The organism is Spirosoma radiotolerans, assembly GCF_000974425.1.
Lineage (GTDB): Bacteria > Bacteroidota > Bacteroidia > Cytophagales > Spirosomataceae > Spirosoma > Spirosoma radiotolerans.
This window is the reverse complement of record NZ_CP010429.1, coordinates 613,361-633,074: the sequence shown is the minus strand read 5'-3', so window position 1 is coordinate 633,074 and position 19,714 is coordinate 613,361. Positions and strand designations below refer to the sequence as shown.

The following is a 19,714-nucleotide window of genomic DNA, read 5'->3' as shown; positions in this document are numbered from 1 at the left end:
TTCCCAAAAGCTGCTGCAGAGCAGTAATAAGCCTCCTTAGCTCAGTTGGTAGAGCACTTCATTCGTAATGAAGGGGTCGTAGGTTCAAGTCCTATAGGAGGCTCTTTCTGGTCAAGCACTTAACAAATCTGTTAAGTGCTTTTTTTATGCGTGCTGCAATACACTTGCTTGAATCAACTCGAATGGTGAGGGAGTTTATACGCTTAAATCCTGTAACGATTCTATTCAGTACAGACACTATTACTTTCTAAATCATTTGGCAAGTAATAGTGTCTGTACTGATGCTAACGGAATGCGTTCGTTCTTTTGAACAACGCGCTAACGCTAGGAATAACGTCACTCCTTTTGCGCAGAGCCACACAAAGTGCGTAAGAGACCGCTTTACATGATCACCATAAAGTATAATTTCAAATCGGGTGGCTATACTTTTTGAAAAATGACAGTGCCATTGTGGCCGCCGAAACCAAAGGTGTTGCTCATTGCCGTATTCACGCGGGCTGGAATGGCGTCGGTTAATACAATTTGCAGCGTGTTGGGAATGACCGGGTCGATGAGTGTGGTATTGATAGTCGGCGGAATAACGCCGTCTCGTATGCTGAGCAGACAAATAATGGCTTCGATAGCCCCCGCAGCGCCCAGTAAATGACCCGTCATGGATTTGGTCGCGCTAATTTTCATCCGAGTTGACTGCTGACCGATCAGTTGGGCAATGGCCTTGGTTTCAGACAGGTCACCGACGGAGGTTGAAGTCGCATGGGGGTTCAGGTAGTCCAAGTCCGCCACCGTCAGTTTCGCTTCTGCCAGGGCCAGTTGCATGGCCTTCAGAGCACCAAGCCCTTCAGGATGTGTGGCCGTCATGTGATAGGCGTCGGCCGTCATGGCCGCTCCGGTTAATTCGCCATAGATGGTAGCTCCCCGCTTGACGGCATGTTCGTATTCTTCCAGTACCAGCGCCCCTGCCCCTTCGCCCATCACAAAACCATCCCGCTCTACATCGAAAGGGCGTGACGCCTTGGCGGGTTCATCGTTTCGGGTCGACATAGCTTTCAACGCACTGAACCCGCCGAATGACGCGGGTGTGATGGGTGCTTCAGAACCACCACTAATGATAATTTTGGCTTTCCCCAGCCGGATGTAGGTGAACGCGTCCATCAAAGCGGTGTTTGAGGTGGCGCAGGCCGAAACAGTTGTATAGTTAATACCCATGTAGCCGTGACGAATGGAAATCATCCCTGACGCCATATTGATGATCAGTTTGGGCACAAAAAAGGGGCTGAAGCGCGGATGACCATCGCCCAGCGTGTATGCCCTGACCTCCTCCTCAAAGACTTCCATGCCGCCCTGACCAGACCCCCAGATAACGCCGACATCGAAAGGATCCATATTGGTTAAATCGAACCCCGAATCGGTAATGGCCTGATCGGCAGCCAGGAGCGCGTACTGCGTAAAGCGATCCGTTCGCTTGATGTCAGCGTGGCTTAAATACCCGGCTGGTGAATAGCCTTTGAGTTCGCTGGCAAACTGTGTCCGGAATAAGGATGCATCAAACCGGGTGATGGGGGCAGCTCCGGAGTGACCGGCCAGTATGTTCTGCCAGAATGTTGGCACATCATGACCCAGGGGAGTCACGGCCCCTAAACCGGTAATAACAACTCGATGTAACATGATACGCGTGGTTAAAAAGATGGGTGATGCTGATGATCGCCGGATCTGTCAATAAAATGTATTAAGATTAATGACAGCAAAGATAGAATTAAAAATACCAATTGGTATATTTGTACCATGAATAGCGAATTATCTAAAGCTGACCGGACCCGTCAGTTCATTATTGAGACGACAGCGGGGGTATTCAATACCAAAGGGTACGCCGGTACATCGATCGCCGACTTGACGGAAGCTACCCGACTTACCAAAGGCAGTATCTACGGCAACTTCGATAATAAGGAAGCCGTAGCTTTGGCTGCTTTTGACTATAATCTCTCGCTGGTTCGAAAAGCGGTTCAGACCCAAATGAGTCAGGCGACCACCTGCCATGAGCAGTTGATGGTCTATGCAAAGGCGTATCAAAGCTTCAATGAGAGGGGCTTTCCTGTGGGGGGGTGCCCCATCCTGAATACCGCTACGGAGGCCGATGACACGAACAGCCTGTTGAAGGACCGGGCAGCGAAAGCCGTTCTGAGCTGGAAGCGTACCATCATCGACATTATCAAAAAGGGCATAGCCTCCGGAGAATTCAGCGCTACCGCCGAACCCGAATCAACGGCATTAGCCATGATTGCCCTGATCGAAGGCGGTATAATGATTGCTAAAGTGACCAATAATCCAGCCAGTCTGAACAAAGTCCTTAAGACGGTAGAAGCCCTCGTTAACCAGTTGGCAACCTAGCCCATTTTGATCCCCTGTTTCTTAAGTATTCAGCCTATGGCTGGCCGTTTTTATTGATTAAAAATATACCGATCGGTATTTATGAGTACTACCCGTTTAATTTTATTGACGACCACCGTGATTGCGGCTGCGGTTATGGAACTGATCGACATTTCGATCGTCAACGTCGCGCTTTCCCAGATGGGGGGCAATCTGGGAGCCACCCTGGAAGACACCGCCTGGGTGATTACATCTTATGCGATCGCCAACGTGATTGTGATTCCCCTGACGGGATTCCTGGCGGCCTGGCTAGGACGACGGACCTACTTCATTGGCTCCATTGCGCTTTTCACGCTAGCCTCTCTGCTTTGTGGTTTATCCACTAATATCTGGGTGCTGGTTGCCTTTCGCTTTTTGCAGGGAATTGGGGGCGGGGCGCTGATATCGACCTCGCAGGTCATTGTATTTGAATCGTTTCCGGTCAACAAACGATCCGTTGCCAGCGCCATCTTTGGTATCGGCGTCTTTACGGGTCCTACCATTGGCCCCACGCTGGGCGGCTATATTCTCGATATAACCAGCTGGCACTGGATCTTTCTGGTCAATGTGCCGATTGGCGTAGCGGTCCTGATTGGCTCCCTGCTACTGGTGAAAGAACCGGCCCAGCGGCAGGTGGTCAAGAGTATCGACTATGTGGGGCTACTACTCCTGGTTGTCGGCGTTGGCTCGTTACAGATTCTGTTGGAGCGGGGTCAGGAAGAAGACTGGTTTCAGACAGCCTACATTAGCTACCTCACCGCCACGACCGTCGTAGCGATCGTTGGCTTCATCTGGTGGGAGTTGCGGGTCAGCCAGCCGATTGTCAACCTGCGGGTGTTGCGCAGTCCGACGTTAGCGGTGGCCTCAGTGCTCACATTCGTCACGGGAGTAGGGCTGTTCACCAGTGTGTACCTCACGCCCGTCTTTGCCCAGCGGCTCCTTGGCTTTCCCACACTGGCTTCGGGGCTACTCCTGCTGCCGGGTGCCCTGCTGGCGATTGTAGCCCTGATCCTTACGGCCCGTCTCCTGCAGACAGGGGTACCCACTCAGCTTATCATCGCCTTTGGATTTATCATCTTCATTGTCTTTAGCTGGCAAATGGGCCACCTCAGCCCGAACGCGGGAAAAGGGGATTTCTATGGGCCATTAATTTTTCGAGGGGTGGGCCTGGCTCTGCTCACGGTCCCGCTGACCGCCCTGGCGCTGTCGGGTCTTAGTCCAGCCGAGGTGCCACAGGGAGCTGCTTTCAACAACATGATGCGCCAACTGGGTGGCTCGTTTGGCATTGCCGGCACCAACACCTATCTGGCTAATCGCATTGCCCAGCACCGAACCGACTTGGTGACGCAGTTGACGGACAATGACCCTGAAACCATCACCTGGCTTACAACGGCCAGTCACCGATTAGTCGGTCAGGGGGCCACTGAGCTGGGGGCTATCCAGCAAAGCTATCGGCTCCTGGATCAGACCGTTACCCGGCAGGCGACTGTTGACAGCTATCTGGATGCCTACCTAGCTATCGGCCTGGTCTTCGCGCTGGCCATGCCGTTAATTCTGCTGGTGGTACGGGCAGCCAAACCGGTCACTGTTTCGTTATCCGACCACTAAAACAGGCGCGTTAGAATCGATGCCTCCCTTGGTCAATACGGAGTTTTCGGCCCCGATCAATGGGAGCACGGGCATCGCTCCATCGGTGGTTACGAAGGCCTTTGTTGAGGCCCTGGCCAACGATACGTATGAGATTCGGGTTGGCAATACCCAAACGATTTAGGGGCTTTACCGACAATCACCGGACACTGCACCAGGATGGTGCTAATGACTATTTCGCTAGCATCAATTCCTCCAAACGTTTAGGCTTGCTGCAAAACCAGTAATGCATAGAGCGCTATCTATTTTTAGCGAAAAAATTATCGTTTTGCTAAAATGTAGATCACCATTTCTGACCGGGTCACAAAGCCCATCTGCTCATAAATCGAATGCGCCCGGCTATTATCTGCTCGAACATGGAGGTAAGGTAGTTTGCCTTCAGCCCGAATCTGCCGAATCTGGCTATCAATCAGCCGCCGGGCATAGCCTTTGCCCGTATGATTCGGGTGCGTACAGACTGCACTGATCTCTACGTGAGCGCCACTATCAAACCGGCGACCCGCCATAGCGACTAACTGGTCGCCAGCAAAAATGCCTTCATACCCACCCAACTCAATGGTCCGCGACAGAAAGGGTCCGGGGGGACTGAGCTTGGTTAAGGCGAGCATCTGATGAATATCGTTATCGGTCAATTTAACCCCAGCCTCCTGCCCTTCGGGTGTCGGCCCTTCAAACAGCATTTGAAAGCCATCGATGCGGTTCACTAGTACCCAGGGCGAAGGGTCAAGTTGGGACTCCTGGGTAAACATAGCCACCGGTTGATCATACGGAATTGTATCCCGTAAAGCCTCAAAGTGCACCCGGGTAGGCTCGGCCACAGCCACAAACGGAGCAATTAGAGGAGGATAGTATTTAGCCTGGTCATTTCCTAGGGCAAACGCCTGGTTACCTGAGGTTAAGGCTGACCAAACCGGATTATCCAGCGGATGAATCATGTAGATAGTGATTAGATAATACGACTCGTTACAGCTTACTTCTCAGGTTCTCCTGGATACGTCTGATGGTACCCTCCTTGTCCTGCTGCAAGGCATTGAGCAGGCGTGGGTTCAGCCCAGGAGGATTAAAATTCGATCCCCACAGGCCAATTTCCAAGATGACCGGTACCAGGGAAATACCCTTCTCGGTCAGGCGATAAGTAAACTTTGATTTTTTATCAACAGCTACCTGCTTGGTCACAAAACCATACGTCTCCAGCATACTTAACCGGTCGGCCAGGATATTGGTCGCGATCTGCTCGTCCGAACTCAGAAACTCGCCATAGGTTGATTTGTCGCCCAGGGCCATATCCCGTAGAATCAACAGCGACCACTTATCGCCAAAGAAGTCGAGTGTATAACTCAACGGACAGCCTGATCGGGGTTTTATTGGTTTCATAAAAAATCAGCAATTTTTACTTGCAATTCAAAAGTGAATCAATCTACCTTTGCTTACTTGCAATTTGCAAGCAAAGTTAATGCGTAATTTATTTTAAACAAAACTATGTCATTGGTACCAGCCCTGGAGTGGCGATACGCCACCAAGACGTACGATCCGTCCAAACAACTCAGTGCAGAGCAATTTGGTGATCTGCTCCGTACGGTTCAGTTAGCACCATCTTCTTATGGCCTGCAACCTTACCAGTTTATTACCATCACCGATCCCGCGAAACTGGAGCAAATCAGCCGGGCTGCTTTTGGGCAGCCCCAGATCACGACGGCGTCTAAACTGCTGGTCGTTGCGGTGGAAACCAACATCAGCGAAGCTACGGTGAAAAACTACATTGACAAGGCAGCCAGCGTTCGACAGACGGACCGTAAAAATCTGGAGCCTCGCGAGCAATTCGTCAATTCAAAATTAAATCTGTTGTCTCCAGCCCAGAAAATTAGCTGGGCGGAAAAGCAGGCGTTTCTGGCGGTGGGCATTCTGGTGAGTGCAGCGGCCGAAGCCGGTATCGATGCTTCACCTATGGAAGGTTTCGACCGGGGCCAAATTGATCAGATTCTAGGTCTTGGGGAGCAAAATCTCCAATCGGCCTTGCTCTTCGCATTGGGCTACCGCTCATCAGACGATGAATTTGCCCGTATTCCTAAAGTGCGTAAAACAGCCGAAGAGCTTTTTCCAACGGTATGAGCGTCGTCGTCCCATGAGTAATTTAAAAATTAGTCTACTGGTTGAAGTTCGAGTAAAGGCTGAATACCTGGACGAGGTCAAAGCCCTTTGTGCGGCCACGCTCATCCCAACCCTAACTGAACCAGGCTGTGAAGTCTTCTATCAGACCAGCAAACAGGGTGATCCCACGATGCTGGTGTTCTTCGAGGTCTTTGTTTCCAAGGAAGCGTTTGATCAGCACCTGGAAGCCCCCTATACCAAAGCGTTTTTTGCGGGTATTCAAGGTAAGCTGGCCGACAAACCAGTCAGCACCCTACTTCAGAAATTATAAGCCCCTTCGGACGAAAATCAACGCATCAATCATTTTTCAAAAATCATCATGAACCTTACAAACAAAACCGCCCTGATTACTGGCGGAGCATCGGGAATTGGCTATGCGATTGCAAGCCTGCTAAAAGAAAAAGGGAATCAAGTTATCCTGGTCGGACGAAATGCCGATAAGCTAAAGAAAGCTGGCGAAGCACTCGGTGTAGGTGTTATCGCGTGCGATGTCAGCAAAGAAGCGGAGATTGAGGCCCTCGTCGCAGAGCTCAACCAGAACTATCCTACCCTTAGCGTATTGGTCAACAACGCAGGTGTAGCTAATTTGTATCAGTTGGGAGAAGGAGCCGATGCGTATAAAAAAGCCCTACATGAATTCGGGGTAAATTATTTCGGTCCCGTTTTACTGACCGAAAAACTGTTGCCACTCCTCAAGCAGCAACCGGAAGCCACCATTGTCAATATTACTTCCAATGTTAGCTTTCACCCATTGGTCGTTTTGCCGACTTACTCCGATTCGAAAGCGGCCCTGCACTCACATACAGTAGCCCTGCGCCTTGGCTTAGCGAAGAATACAGCCATAAACGTGTTTGAAGTCATGCCTTCGCTGGTCGACACCGAGGCTACCAAAGACATGGGCGGCCATACCGGCATGGCTCCTCTTTTGGTGGCCGAAACGATAGCAAAGGGCATTGAAGCTGACCAGTATGAAATCTATGTCGGCGAAACAGCTAATCAACGAACTGCTTATTTCGCTGATCCTTTTCAAGCAATTCAGGATTTCAATAAAGGACTTTAAACCTAATACCAATTAACCTCTTTATTAGCTTTAGCACTGGGCTATTATTTTAAATAAGCCATCGTTTCGTCATTTCATTGGAGAACCGAATTAACTAGAAAAGCGCCGTTAGGGATGTAAAGCCTTGTTGCTGGCTACCTGCCTTAGTGGTATAGCTGATTCGCTGCAGAATAAAACAGGAGTCATCCCGAACTTTTCAGTTAAGTGGTCTGATGCCGGTGGTGCTTGGCAACAGTAGGCATCGGGTAAGTGTTGGCCATAGTCAAAGACTATGCCGGGCATCACGAGTCATTTAGTTAGCTCAACCCATCATCAGGGCCGATGAAAAAGTTCGGGATGACTCCTGTTTTCCTGGGTTGATAAATCGAAAGCGTACTATTTACGATTAATGATGGGCATTAGCCATGTGAGGATTAGTACAAGCGATCAATCTTAATGTAATTTTGATGCATTGACTAATCCTATGTCTAAGCACTTGCTCATGAAAAACACATTACTGCTATTGGCCTGTCTAATTGGCCTCATAACTAGTTTACGGGGACAAAGTACATCCCCCAGGCGACCGCTGCCCATCATTGATGTGCATGTTCACGCCATGAAGGTGAATCCTAGCTTTGCCGTCGAAATGTGCCCCTGGTTTCTTCGAGACATGCCGGGAGGAGACCCAAATCAACAAATGCGCGCCTTTTTGAATACCGAGTGTGCAGAACCCCTGCAACCCGCTAAATCCGACCAGGAAATGCAAACCGCCGTGCTGAACACCATGGAGCGACTTAACATGACTATCGTTGCCTTTGGTGATCCTGTGATTCTGCGAAAGTGGAAAAAAGCCGCCCCAGGACGGGTGATTGCGGGCATAGGCGTTAGTTCGCCCAAGGAGATGACTGTTCAGGCTTTTACCGATTCACTTTCGTCGGGGTTTTATCAGGTGATGGGCGAGGTAGCTCCGCAGTACCAAGGCCTTTCGCCCAGCGATATGAGTTTGGATGGCTATTTTGCCGCTGCCGAAAAGCTGAATATACCTGTTGGTATTCACATGGGAACAGGAGGTAATGGCATGGCAAACCTGACACAGGCAACCTACCGGGCTTCGTTGGGAAGGCCCTTTCTGCTGGAAGACATGCTGGCCCGCCATCCAAAGTTAAAGCTGTGGGTGATGCATGCGGGATACCCCATGATTGACGAAATGATCGCCCTGATGGGCGCTAACGCGTATGTCTATGTCGATCTGGCGGGTTTCATCTGGAGTTATCCTCAAGCCGAAATCCATGCTTATTTAAAGCGGTTGGTTCAGGCTGGCTTTGGCAAACGGATTCTGTACGGAACGGATCTACTAGTGTGGCCCAAACTGATCGAAACCTCCCTGAGTGTGATTGAAAACGCCGACTATCTGTCCTTCGATCAGAAGCGTGACATTTTATTCAACAACGCGGTGCGCTTCTTCCGGCTGGATGCCAGCAAGTTCAAATAGTTGGCATGGGCTAGCTAAGGCTGGGCCCGGTTTGTAGTCAGGTATGACAATCATCCTTATCGGTTCAGGACTACCAAACTTTAAAAGTGTTAACATGCAGCTATACTATGCTACGATCAATGCGCTAAACCCGGAAGCCTATCAATATTATCTCCACCAGCTACCAGACACTGAGCACAGTAAAGTTTTAAAGTATCGTCGGCCCCAGGATGCGTATTTAAGTGTCTTGGGGAAGGCGCTGCTTATGAGAGGGTTGGCCGATAACGGCTATGACGATACATTAAGAGATACGTATAAGGTCACTGAATTTGGACGTCCGTATATGCTGAACGGCCCCAAATTTAACATCTCCCACTCCGGCATTGTTGCAGTTTGTGCCATTTCTGAAACGCCAGTTGGCGTTGATATAGAGAACGTTACCCGTATGGATATCGACGTTTTTGAAGATCACTTCATACCGGAAGAATGGAATCTTATCCAAAAGGCAACAAACCCAACAGCTGCCTTTTATACATTATGGTGCAAAAAGGAAGCAGTCATCAAGGCAGATGGGAAAGGGTTAAGTAACTCCCTAACCGATGTTATCACCCTTACCGATCAAACCACGCTAAACGAAACTATTTATCATACGCGACTGCATTTTATATACCCCGATTATATTATGGCAACAGCCAGTACCTGTGGCCACGAAGTGATAAAGCTGATCCAAGTAGATACCATATAGCTCTTATTGACGATTGTAATTCTTTTTTATTGACTACTTCCTTCATTCAATCTACCCTTAGTTCTTAGCTTACCTCTTCTACAGTAAACGGCTCCCGGCTTGTGGGAAACGCCGATCGTTACCCCTCGATTTTTCACATCAAAGTCCTCCCGTACGCCATTTCCGTCCTCATTATAAACAGAATGACTAAGTTATAACTGCGGGTTATTGATTACCAGGGAATTGAGCAGAACCTTCGCAACCTGTTAGGGACCAGCAGTCGGCCTTGTAAATCGTTGAACAGAATCAGACAATCTATACAACTACAGAATTGTCAATTTGACCGATTTAGAGTCAGTAGCCGCAGCGGAGTGATTGCAAACCTCACGTATGAAGGAAACGATTAGCCAACAGTTTATAAAAACGCCAGGAATGAAACAGGCAACTTATCTCTCGACTTTTCTAAGGAGGTATCTTTCACTAGGCATGAAGTCGTTTACCTGTGTAGCCTTATTTTTACTGATCAGCTTCGAATCATACGCTCAGCATACAATTACGGGTACTGTTATCAATGAGAACGGGCACCCATTCGAATTCATAAATGTCTCGCTTTTCCGTTCCGGCGATACACTGCCTACTCAAATTACACAGTCTACGGTTGAAGGTATCTATCAATTCAGGAAAATTACGCCCGGTACTTATTCAATCAAAACATCGTTTGTCGGGTATGACTCCGCACTATCCAACGTATTCAGTGTATCGGACTCCAACGTAACGGTAGCTGCTATTCAGGTAAGGCCAGGTACCAAAAGTCTGGCCGAGGTTACGATTACAGGAACCAGGTTATTTTTGCAACAGAGCGTCGACAAACTGGTGATCAACGTTCAGAACAGCCCTCTTTCGTCAGGAGCTACGGCCCTGGAAGTATTGCAGCGGGTTCCAGGCCTGCAGGTTACTAACGATAAAGTCCTGATGGCGGGTAAAACCAGCGTTAGCATTCTGATTGATGGGCGCTCGTCTCAATACACCGACATTGGCTCGGTAATCCGTGAATTACCAAGTAGTAGTATTGATCGAATCGAAGTTATCACCAACCCAGGTGCCAGCTACGATGCTCAGGGTGGAGGGTTAATTAATATTATTTTAAAACACAACAGCCTGGCCGGAACCAATGGAACTATTTCATTATCCGGCGGTTACGGTCGATTCAATCATAGCGAAGTAAATGCGGGCATAAGAAATTACTATCGTTACACGCCCTCCGTCTCACTGAATCATAGACGGGGCGCATTCAATGTATTTGGCAGTTATAGTTATTTACATCGGGACATCTTCGAGATCAACCTGATCAAACGTTACCTGAAGGATACTTTTTACGACCAGAAGAATTTCAATCCGTCATCTTACGGCTACCACTCTTACCGCGTCGGCGTCGATTACTACCTGGACAGTACCAACACGCTGGGCTTTTTGATTACGGGTTTCAATCGCTCAGGGAATGGAAACTTCGAGAATACGTCGACTAATTACAGCCAAAGCTCGGGGAAGGTAGTCGAGTCGCTTACCAGCCGGAATAATCAATCCAACATCAACAATACCTATGAAATAAATCTAAACTGGAAACATCAGTTTAAACGGCCCGGCAAGGCGCTGAACATCGATCTAAACAATGCCCATTACTTATTTGATAATGAGAGCACTATTGGGGTTGTTTCGCGAAACAACGGTACGTATACAAACTATCAGAAAGCCCGAAACTCAATCCGTTTTCAGAACCTGAAGGTCGATTATACAAGCCCTCTAAACCGTTTCGCTAAGGTTGAGGCTGGCGCTAAATCAAGTTTTGCCCGTATCACAAACGATTTAAGATTCCGGCAAGATGAACAACCCGATCCTGGTCGTTCGAACCGCTTCGTTTATACGGAGAACATCAATGCTTTATACGTCAATTTTATCGCCAAACTCAGGAGGTGGGACTTTCAGGCAGGCATACGGGCTGAACAGACCATTTCGAACGGTAAAACGGGCGATTCTGTCCTGGTAAACCGACACTATATCAAACCATTCGTTACACTTCTGGCAACACGCCGACTGGATAGCAATCTGGCGATTACATTCCAGTACAGCCGCCGAATTGACCGGCCCACCTACCAGCAACAAAACCCTTTTGAGTTTTATATCGACCCTCAAACGTATATCAAAGGTAACCCTACCCTGTTACCACAATTAACCCACTCGGGCAAACTGAGCTTAACTTACCAGAACTTACCGTTCTTTTCCATCAACTACGACCGCACAACGAATGTAATTTTTCAGTACGCCCCTCAGCAACGCACGGTCACCGAAGCCAATGGAGCCACCCGCTTAATTAGCTATACAATAGCCGACAACATTGCACAAGCGGATGCATTTTCAGCACAGTTGAATTTTCCAATTACTTTCAGAAAGCTGGTGAGTGGTTATGGGGGCGGCATGCTAACCCGGCAACATTACAGAGCTATTTACCAGGGCGACTTGTTTGACCGGTCGAAATGGGCCTATACTTTTTATACTGAAATCAATTTTAAGCTAAACAATACGCTCAGTTCGCAGCTATCAGGCTACTATGCGGGGCCAAGTCAATTTGAATTCATCAGTGCGGGCCGTAATAGCAGTGTCAACATTGCTGTTGAGCAAAAGATCCTGAACAATAAAGGCAAAATCGTGCTGGCCGGGAATGACTTATTTCATGATAACCGGACCATCGGACTCATTCGATTTCAGGACATAAATTTTGCTATCAATCAGTATTCAAGTACGCGCAATTTCAGATTGACCTTCTCGTATTTGTTCGGCAATCAGTCCATTAAAGGCGAGCGAAAACGTAAAACAGGTTCGGAGGAAGAAACCAGCCGGGTGAAACTGACTAATTAAGGAGGTACAATCATGAATTTAAGAACGTTAATCGCGCTATTCCTAATGGTCATTATCGCTTGTCGTAAACCAGGTGTCATTGTTTCGCGGAGTTTGCCCGAACTGAACATACCAGCCCGAATGCAGCACTACAACGTACCGGGTTTAAGTGTGGCCATTATCAGCGACTTCACTATCGATACCGTTTTAACGTATGGCGTTCAGGACATTACAACCAAAATAGCCGTAACAGGCAGTACCCGTTTTCAGGCAGCCTCTATCAGTAAAGCCGTCAGCGCTGTCGTAGCCCTGCGCGAGACAGAGAAGAAATTGAGCCTGACTGAGGACATAAATAATTACTTAACCTCCTGGCACATTCCTCAGGGTAGCGCCAGTGAACCGATCACGCTGGCCCACTTGCTTAGTCATACGGCCGGCATCAATGTACCAGGTTATGCAGGCTTTGATACCGACCTCCCTATGCCGACGATCACCGCTATTTTGAATGGCGCAGCTGGCCATGGCGCTTCGGAGAAAGTACAAAAAACCGGAAAAGTCGGCAAAGCGTTTACGTACTCTGGAGGAGGGTATTGTATCGTGCAGCAGGCGCTGGAAGATCGATCCGGACAGTCCTTTGCCGAACTGAGCGATCAGCGCTTATTTCAGCCATTGGGCCTCAGCAACAGTAGCTTCAGAACGTCGTTTAGCCCGTCGGAGATCCAGCGTATGGCATCCGGGCATTTGAAAAACGGCAACAGAGTAACCGGTAAATGGCGCAATTATCCAGCGGCTGCGGGTGGTTTGTGGACGACGGCCACGGATTTGGCAAAACTGATCATCGAGATTCAAAAATCGTATCATAATCAGTCGAACAAGTTACTGAGCCAGAACATGACCCGGCAGATGCTCACCCCTTTTAACAATCCTATTTACGGCCTTGGGTTTTATCTGGATGGAAAAACGGACAACCTCTATTTTTCACACAACGGCAACAACATTGGCTTTCAGGCCAACTTTATTGCTCATACACAAAAAGGATATGGTGTGGTGGTCATGACGAATTCGGACGCGGGCAATTCATTAATCAAGGAAATATTCACAGCGGTAAGTAATCAGTATGGATGGCAGGGATTTCCATGTAAGTAAACCCTAGTAGTTTTCAATCCGCTGCCCGGCCTGTTCGATCAAATCATCTATGCCCTGGTTAGCGTGCCCCTGATTCATATTAACCTGAATATCGGGTGGCACACCGCCTTCCACATTAAAGCCATCCGGTCCATAGAAGGCACTAGTGGACACACGGTATCGCCAGCCATTTGGCAGCTCATATTCGAGCGGCATGGCACCACCTCCGCCGGTCTTATCACCAAGCGTTGTTACACTCGGCAACTGACGCATAATTTCGGTGAAAATGTTACAGGCACTAAAGCAGGCGCGATTGGTTAATACAACCACCGGCCTGGCCCAGGTCACCCCTTCCGGGTTTACATCCACCTGCAGGGGCTCCGTCAAATCGTCCGGTTCCGGTCCATTTTTAAAGACTGTATACCCTATGTTTATCCGGGCAGGTGTAAACCTTCCGACTAAACTTAACACATTACTGATCTGCCCGCCCCCATTGTTTCGCACATCCAGAATCAATCCCTTTACCTTTTCTTTTTCGAACAGTTGCAGAATATCATCAATAGAATCTACATCCCGGTTAAACGTCCGGTAGTGAACGTAGCCAATACCATTGGCGAGCACTGCGTAGGTAAACCCTCCTGATTGATACGATTGCACCCCTGGTTTCTGTAAATAAAATTTCCGGATCAGCGAAGAGTCGTAGTTGGCTGGGGCATCTGCTTTAAAGTTGTAAGCGTAGTAGTTATCAGGTGTATATACGCTTATATGCCCGTCTTTCAGCTCACTGAGCATGGCCGTTATAACCTCAAAAAGCGCAGCATCGCTGGTCCCTTCGTTAACTTTTGGGCGATATTGCCGGTACACATCATCCCAGTTGACCTGCTTGTAGGAAAAATAAGGGTAATGATCTTTCACTTTTTGCCACAGGCTATCAAAATTCTTAACGGGCTCACTACTGCTACCCGAGTCAATGAGTAATTTTTCACAACCTGATAACAAGAGTATAGTCAGTCCTGCAATTATGTACGTTGAATATTTGGCGATCATAACAGAAGTTAGTGTATATGCTTGACGAAGGATACAATCAGGGATTGATTGCCCTGACTAACGGGCAGCGTAGAGGGTATATGGTAATATTCCCAATTGTAGCTCAGCCGGATGGACTTTGCCTTTGCAAATGAATAGGTCAACGAAGTTGTCGTTTGTGTTCTGAAAAACCCGTCGATGGTTTTGAGTTTACCACTGGTTAACATCGGCCCAACCAATCCTTCGTCCTGGTGGTTAAACACACCGTTTTTCAAAAAGGCTTCGGGATATGGCACCCCATACGCAGGCCTGATCACATAAGCGACCACTGGTATCGATAATTGAAAAGAAGCGGCCAAACGGGAAAACCGCCCCGAAAAAGAATGGTTGGCACGGGTTCCTATGCTGATTGCCGAGCCGGCGTCATAACTAACCGGATTATTTTCGCGGGCACCGAACAGGCGGGCATTCCCCCAGACCTCGGCCGATCCGCCCAGGGCCCAGCGAGTACGGGCCTGAGGATTGATCACCCAATAATGGTGGTAAGCCAGTTGAGCTTTGTAGGCTGAAAGGCCCGACTGCCTCCTTATGCCGTTTTGTACTCCGCCCGCCTGAACCGTGAGCAATACCCTCTGAAAGCTTTTTGGTCGGCTAGTCTCGTAACCCAACTGAACAGTGCCTCCCATGCCGCTGTACCGGAGCGGTGACGATGAGAGGTCTTTAATGGTCATGTAGCCGAAGCCCCCTCCCAGCAACAGTTGTTTGTCGGAGCGGGTGGTTTGCTGCGCCATTACGCTGCTGTAACCGAGCACGAGCAGGAAAATAATACTACGCATTGTCATACAATTGATTTTTTACCTCAGGTTAGGCAAAGGCCATTAATTTGCTGGTCATCATTTTTAGAAGGTAGGGTATCTGCTGATGAATAAAAAAATGATTACCAGGCAGTTGCTTCACAGATACGGCTGCGCTGCTTTCTTTTTTCCAGGCCAGTGCCTGCTCCAGCATAATATCTTCCTGCATGCCTATAATCACATCCATAGGTATATCAAGCGGAGTTTGGTGGGCAGCATATACGAATCGATCCAAAGCATGAAAGTCTGCTTTCAATATCGGCATGTAGAAATCCATGAGATCCTTCTCGTTTAAAATCTCATCCGGCAACCCTCCCAGGCGTTGCACCCGTTCAATAAATTCGGCATCGTCCAGCAGATAAGAAGGCGCCCCAGAACGGCCAACCGATGGCCCCGGCCGACCGGTAAAAAATAAATGAATAGGTTGAGGTAGCCCCGCTTTTATAAGCCTCCTGGTTACCAGATACCCAACCGTAGCGCCCATACTATGGCCATAAATAGCATACGGGTGATTCCAGTCTATGGCCTTAACGAGTTGATTGTATCCGTCTTCAACGATTTCATCGAGGCTGGTCAGCAAGGGCTCATTCATCCGGGCGCCCCGCCCCGGCGGCTCCAGGACTACCATATCCATTAATTGGGCAGACGCGTTTACCATATCCCGATAGGAATATTTGTTGCCACCGGCGAAGGGAAAACAAAACACGGTCATCTTTTTCATAAGCAATAACTAAACTAGCGTTGAGGGGGCTCTTAACGAACATAGGGTTTAAACTGGCTGAATTCCGGATACCGCTTTTCTACTTTCCGGAGCAAGGCATTGAACTCGATGGCAAAGCCAATATCATTGCCTATCCATTCGCGGGTAAGCCGGGCTACATCATCGGCAACAAGGTGCATATTGGGCTGTTCCAACGCCAAAAAATTAAGTCGGTAAGCTCGTTCCGCAGCCACCATTCGTATGATGGCCGCTTCGATGCTTCGGCCACAGGTAATGGTGCCATGATTTTGCAATACGGCGACATCCATCCCGGCTAAGGCCTTCGCCAGATTCCGGGCATCTTCCGGGTCATTTACCGGGCCATTGTATTGTTCATGTACAATATGGTTCTCGAAAAATAGACAGCAGTTCTGGTCAATGGGTTTTATCGGCAGACCCGTAGCGCTGAACAACGTACCCCAGGGAGAATGCGTGTGGGCGACACAGTTCAGGGTTGGCCAGGCTTCGTGAATAGCGGCATGAATGCAAAAGCCTGCTACATTCACCGGATAATCGCCTTCGAGTACGTTGCCGGTTTTATCGACTTTGATGAGATTTCTGGGCGTTACTTCTTCGGCAAGCAGGCCGAAAGGATTTACCCAAAAAGCGTCTGGCTGACCGGGAACACGCATGGTGATGTGCCCGCTGATTCCCCCTTCGTCCAGGTTTTCAGTTACCATCATCCGGTAAGCGGCCGCAAGTTTGTATTTTAACACATCATGATCCTGGCTATCCGACGATTGATTGATAAAAAACCGGGCGGTTTCTTTTCGGGTTTCGGCTACTTCCTTCCTGGCTTCGGTATTGCTGGCAGAGGATTCATACTGGAAAGGTCCGGCCTGGAATGGTCCGGCCTGGAATGGTCCGGCCTGGAATGGTCCGGCCTGGAATGGCTCTGCCATGGCTACCATCACCTTACGCGATCCGGCGAACGGATTTCGACCATGGGCAAACAATACGTTGTCAACCATCAACATATCTGACTTCTCCCAGCTAAAAATCAGTTGGGTTTGCCGGTAGGCTTCCCGAATAGCCTCAAGATACCGATCAGGTATAGTCGTACCATCGCCAAAGCAACTGTTCCGGGGAACATTGTCCAGCCCGCATTGCTCAATCAAAAACTCCTGAACACCGGAGTCCAGGCTGGACAGGTGAAACAGGTGAGCCTGATTAAACCAAACGCTCTCCTGCGTGCGCGGATGAGCAATCGTGGCCTGGCAGACCTGTTTGGTACGCAAACCGCCATCCTTTTTCCATTCGAAGGCAATATGGGCTTTCCGGCAATACGCTTCTACCTGTGCTTTATCTTCGGTCTGGAATACCTGTTGCCAGGGCAGGTCAAGCCCCTCATTGAAATTACGGACATACATTACGCCTTTCCGCTCAAACTCTTCCCGAATGATCGGGTCAATGAGCTGGTACACCCGTCGGCTATCTGAAATGGGCGTTTCGCCACCCCATTCGGCGGGTTGGGCACAGTAAAACCAAACCTTTTGCGGCCAGTGGTTGCTGTAGGAATGCTCATTGTGCATGGGAATGTACTGTTCTTTAGGATACTCAGTCGACGTATAGACCTTATCAGACACTTTGCTTCTGGGGGTCGACGGCTCCGAATAATCCATGAGCTGGCTGGATAAGAGCGCAGTCGTATCCTGGAAGGCCTGATTTCCCTCCACGTCAAACCCTCTAAAAAGCAGCAACCCTTCTTCCGCGTACTTTTGCTCTACGAGCGGTTTGTTGGCGAGAATCCAGTCCTTAAGTACAAGGGGCTCGTGAGCCTGAAAAACCGCTACCTTGCCTTTATCCAGGGTTAAATAATGAAATACTACCTTCGGCTGAGGGGCAACAGCCACCGAAACAGGTTTGGCACTTAGCAAGCCAGGCAGCCCCATTTTCTTTTGTATCATAACTTGAAAGGAGTGAGTTGAAAAGAGAGTGATATACTTATTGACTAGACGAGTAGCTTATCCCGTTTTGCCACGTTCATTGGTCTACTTACCGTTTCATCGTTCACGATGGTACCATAGTCGAATTTGATGATTCGGTCGGCATGGTGGAAATAATGGTCATCATGCGTCACGGCGATAACTGTTTTACCCATGGCTTTCAGGTCGGAAAGAATGACCTCGTAGAAGTAGGCTCTGAACCCAGGGTCCTGCTCAGCCGCCCACTCATCCAGCACAAACAGGTCACGGTTTTCCATTAAGGCATAAATCAGGGCCAGTCGTTTACTTTGCCCTTTGGAGAGGCCTATATCGATCTTATTCGCATCGATTTTAAGTACATGCCTTAGCTGCATCATGTCGACATACTGCATCAACTCATCGTTATCCGTATGCAGATCGAATCCGTCATAATTTTCGCCGAAAAGGTGGTTATTAGTAAAAATGGCTGAAAAGCGATCACTATATGTGCTGTACTCGTTCAGCGGCACGGCACGCCCATTGTAGCCAATCGAACCAGCGGACGGCTGATACAGCCCGATTAGCAGATTCATGAAGGTCGTTTTACCACTGCCATTGCCGCCCGTGATAAAAATGATTTCGCCCTTATTGATGCTTAGACTGATCGGGCCTACCGTAAACGCTTTTTGCTTCAGGTGGTCCGTATAGTCAAAACAGATATTCCTGAAAACCAGGCTTTCAAATCGATCCGTAGCACGTGGTAAAACGGCCGGCTTACGGTCACTGCCGGAAACCGCACTGATTTCTTCTTCGACTACCTGAATACGCTCAACAGCAATATTGATCGTGTTCAGATGCGTCATGATTCCGACCAGCGATGACAAAGGCCCCATTAGGTATAACACGATGACGATGAACGGGCTATACTCCTGCATACGCATGTTCAGTAATGGTGGCAATACAAAAATTACCAGCCCCAGTGTAACGTACCAACTATAGCGGCCGATCAGCTCATTATCAAGGTACCGTACGGCAGTCTGCTGCCCCAGTTCCTTGGCAGTGTCACGATTGGCTTTGATAAAACGAGTAAACAGGTTCTGATTCCGAACCGAACTCATTTTGATCTCTCTGAATCCATTGAGCAGGTCGAGCAGGTATTTATGGTATTTATCCTGCAAATCACGCACCTTACCCAGGTTCTTTCGGATAACATTGTTTCGGGTAGCATAAAAGAAGAGCATTCCCAGCATCAGTCCGAGCATGCATAACCCGCCCGTTACGGAGGTATAAAAAAGATAGGCAAGTGCACAGATAACGATGATCGACGAGTTTACGATTACGATCATCACTTCGGGTACCAGGCCCAGCGCCCGCACATCATTGATGGCCGTATAAATACGTTCGGAACCCAGTTTCTGAAAATCCGACAACGTCGCAAAACGCAATTTATCGACAATGTTCAACTCATATCCATACAAAATCTGCTGGGTGAGTTTGACAAGGTACGTTTGAAAAACCTTGGTCGTAACGACAGAAATGGCCAGCAAGCCGAAGAATATCAGCCAGCTATACTGCGCCCATACCGGAAACGGCTTACCGGCAATTGTCAGATTGATAAAAAGCAGCAGCACACTAAAGGTGAAACTATTGATTAGTCCCAGCCCAATAAGAGCCGTATAAAAGAACCTGGACTGGCTTTGGAATATCTTTAAGAGGTGCAT

18 protein-coding genes and 1 tRNA gene are annotated in these 19,714 nt (G+C 48.7%); 11 read left to right on the top strand and 8 right to left on the bottom strand.

Annotation, left to right across the window (positions count from 1 at the left end; all coding sequences use genetic code 11):
* Positions 1-30: 30 nt before the first annotated feature.
* A tRNA-Thr gene (locus SD10_RS02410) sits at positions 31-103 on the top strand.
* A 317-nt stretch (positions 104-420) separates the two neighbouring features.
* Here SD10_RS02410 and fabF read toward each other — a convergent pair.
* The gene (fabF, locus tag SD10_RS02405) at positions 421-1,668 is read right to left on the bottom strand and encodes a beta-ketoacyl-ACP synthase II (protein ID WP_227699264.1); all 1,248 of its coding nucleotides are present in this window, start codon (positions 1,666-1,668) and stop codon (positions 421-423) included.
* Between the two features lie 114 nt (positions 1,669-1,782).
* Between fabF and SD10_RS02400 the strand changes: the two genes are divergently transcribed.
* From SD10_RS02400 to SD10_RS29600, 3 genes are all read left to right on the top strand, one after another.
* Positions 1,783-2,385 carry a TetR/AcrR family transcriptional regulator gene (locus tag SD10_RS02400; RefSeq protein WP_046375519.1) on the top strand — a complete coding sequence of 201 codons (603 nt, stop codon included), beginning with the start codon at positions 1,783-1,785 and terminating at the stop codon, positions 2,383-2,385.
* Positions 2,386-2,466: 81 nt separating this feature from the next.
* Entirely contained in the window at positions 2,467-4,011 is a 1,545-nt protein-coding gene (locus tag SD10_RS02395; RefSeq protein ID WP_046375518.1) for a DHA2 family efflux MFS transporter permease subunit, read from the top strand.
* Between the two features lie 19 nt (positions 4,012-4,030).
* Positions 4,031-4,174 (top strand): hypothetical protein, encoded by a 144-nt coding sequence (locus SD10_RS29600; RefSeq protein ID WP_158500534.1) that lies wholly within the window; start codon positions 4,031-4,033, stop codon positions 4,172-4,174.
* Positions 4,175-4,310: 136 nt separating this feature from the next.
* Here SD10_RS29600 and SD10_RS02390 read toward each other — a convergent pair whose 3' ends face one another.
* The gene (locus SD10_RS02390) at positions 4,311-4,985 is read right to left on the bottom strand and encodes a GNAT family N-acetyltransferase (protein WP_046375517.1); all 675 of its coding nucleotides are present in this window, start codon (positions 4,983-4,985) and stop codon (positions 4,311-4,313) included.
* 28 nt (positions 4,986-5,013) lie between these two features.
* Entirely contained in the window at positions 5,014-5,424 is a 411-nt protein-coding gene (locus SD10_RS02385) for a winged helix-turn-helix transcriptional regulator (protein WP_046375516.1), read from the bottom strand.
* A 105-nt stretch (positions 5,425-5,529) separates the two neighbouring features.
* Between SD10_RS02385 and SD10_RS02380 the strand changes: the two genes are divergently transcribed.
* From SD10_RS02380 to SD10_RS02350, 7 genes are all read left to right on the top strand, one after another.
* Positions 5,530-6,159, top strand: coding sequence for a nitroreductase family protein (locus SD10_RS02380; RefSeq protein ID WP_046375515.1), 630 nt, complete (start codon positions 5,530-5,532; stop codon positions 6,157-6,159).
* A gap of 13 nt (positions 6,160-6,172) precedes the next feature.
* Positions 6,173-6,469, top strand: a complete 297-nt coding sequence (locus tag SD10_RS02375) for a putative quinol monooxygenase (RefSeq protein ID WP_046375514.1) — start codon at positions 6,173-6,175, stop codon at positions 6,467-6,469.
* A gap of 48 nt (positions 6,470-6,517) precedes the next feature.
* Positions 6,518-7,258, top strand: coding sequence for an SDR family oxidoreductase (locus tag SD10_RS02370; RefSeq protein WP_046375513.1), 741 nt, complete (start codon positions 6,518-6,520; stop codon positions 7,256-7,258).
* A 481-nt stretch (positions 7,259-7,739) separates the two neighbouring features.
* Positions 7,740-8,729: an amidohydrolase family protein gene (locus SD10_RS02365; RefSeq protein ID WP_052731049.1), complete on the top strand. Its 990-nt coding sequence runs from the start codon at positions 7,740-7,742 to the stop codon at positions 8,727-8,729.
* Positions 8,730-8,772: 43 nt separating this feature from the next.
* Positions 8,773-9,453: a 4'-phosphopantetheinyl transferase family protein gene (locus tag SD10_RS02360; RefSeq protein WP_046375512.1), complete on the top strand. Its 681-nt coding sequence runs from the start codon at positions 8,773-8,775 to the stop codon at positions 9,451-9,453.
* A 369-nt stretch (positions 9,454-9,822) separates the two neighbouring features.
* The gene (locus SD10_RS02355) at positions 9,823-12,345 is read left to right on the top strand and encodes an outer membrane beta-barrel protein (RefSeq protein ID WP_082111493.1); all 2,523 of its coding nucleotides are present in this window, start codon (positions 9,823-9,825) and stop codon (positions 12,343-12,345) included.
* Positions 12,346-12,390: 45 nt separating this feature from the next.
* Positions 12,391-13,470, top strand: coding sequence for a serine hydrolase domain-containing protein (locus tag SD10_RS02350; protein ID WP_052731048.1), 1,080 nt, complete (start codon positions 12,391-12,393; stop codon positions 13,468-13,470).
* Between the two features lie 3 nt (positions 13,471-13,473).
* On the opposite strand, the gene SD10_RS02345 is transcribed toward SD10_RS02350, so the two are convergent.
* From SD10_RS02345 to SD10_RS02325, 5 genes are read right to left on the bottom strand one after another with little or no spacing between them, the layout of a single operon-like run.
* The gene (locus SD10_RS02345; RefSeq protein WP_046375510.1) at positions 13,474-14,496 is read right to left on the bottom strand and encodes a S41 family peptidase; all 1,023 of its coding nucleotides are present in this window, start codon (positions 14,494-14,496) and stop codon (positions 13,474-13,476) included.
* Between the two features lie 8 nt (positions 14,497-14,504).
* On the bottom strand, positions 14,505-15,311 hold the full coding sequence (locus tag SD10_RS02340) for a hypothetical protein (RefSeq protein ID WP_046375509.1): 807 nt from the start codon (positions 15,309-15,311) through the stop codon (positions 14,505-14,507).
* A gap of 28 nt (positions 15,312-15,339) precedes the next feature.
* On the bottom strand, positions 15,340-16,050 hold the full coding sequence (locus tag SD10_RS02335; RefSeq protein ID WP_082111491.1) for a thioesterase II family protein: 711 nt from the start codon (positions 16,048-16,050) through the stop codon (positions 15,340-15,342).
* A 32-nt stretch (positions 16,051-16,082) separates the two neighbouring features.
* Positions 16,083-17,996 (bottom strand): TauD/TfdA family dioxygenase, encoded by a 1,914-nt coding sequence (locus SD10_RS28565; RefSeq protein ID WP_082111490.1) that lies wholly within the window; start codon positions 17,994-17,996, stop codon positions 16,083-16,085.
* 44 nt (positions 17,997-18,040) lie between these two features.
* A complete protein-coding gene (locus SD10_RS02325; RefSeq protein WP_046375507.1) occupies positions 18,041-19,714 on the bottom strand; it encodes a cyclic peptide export ABC transporter in 1,674 nt (557 codons plus the stop codon).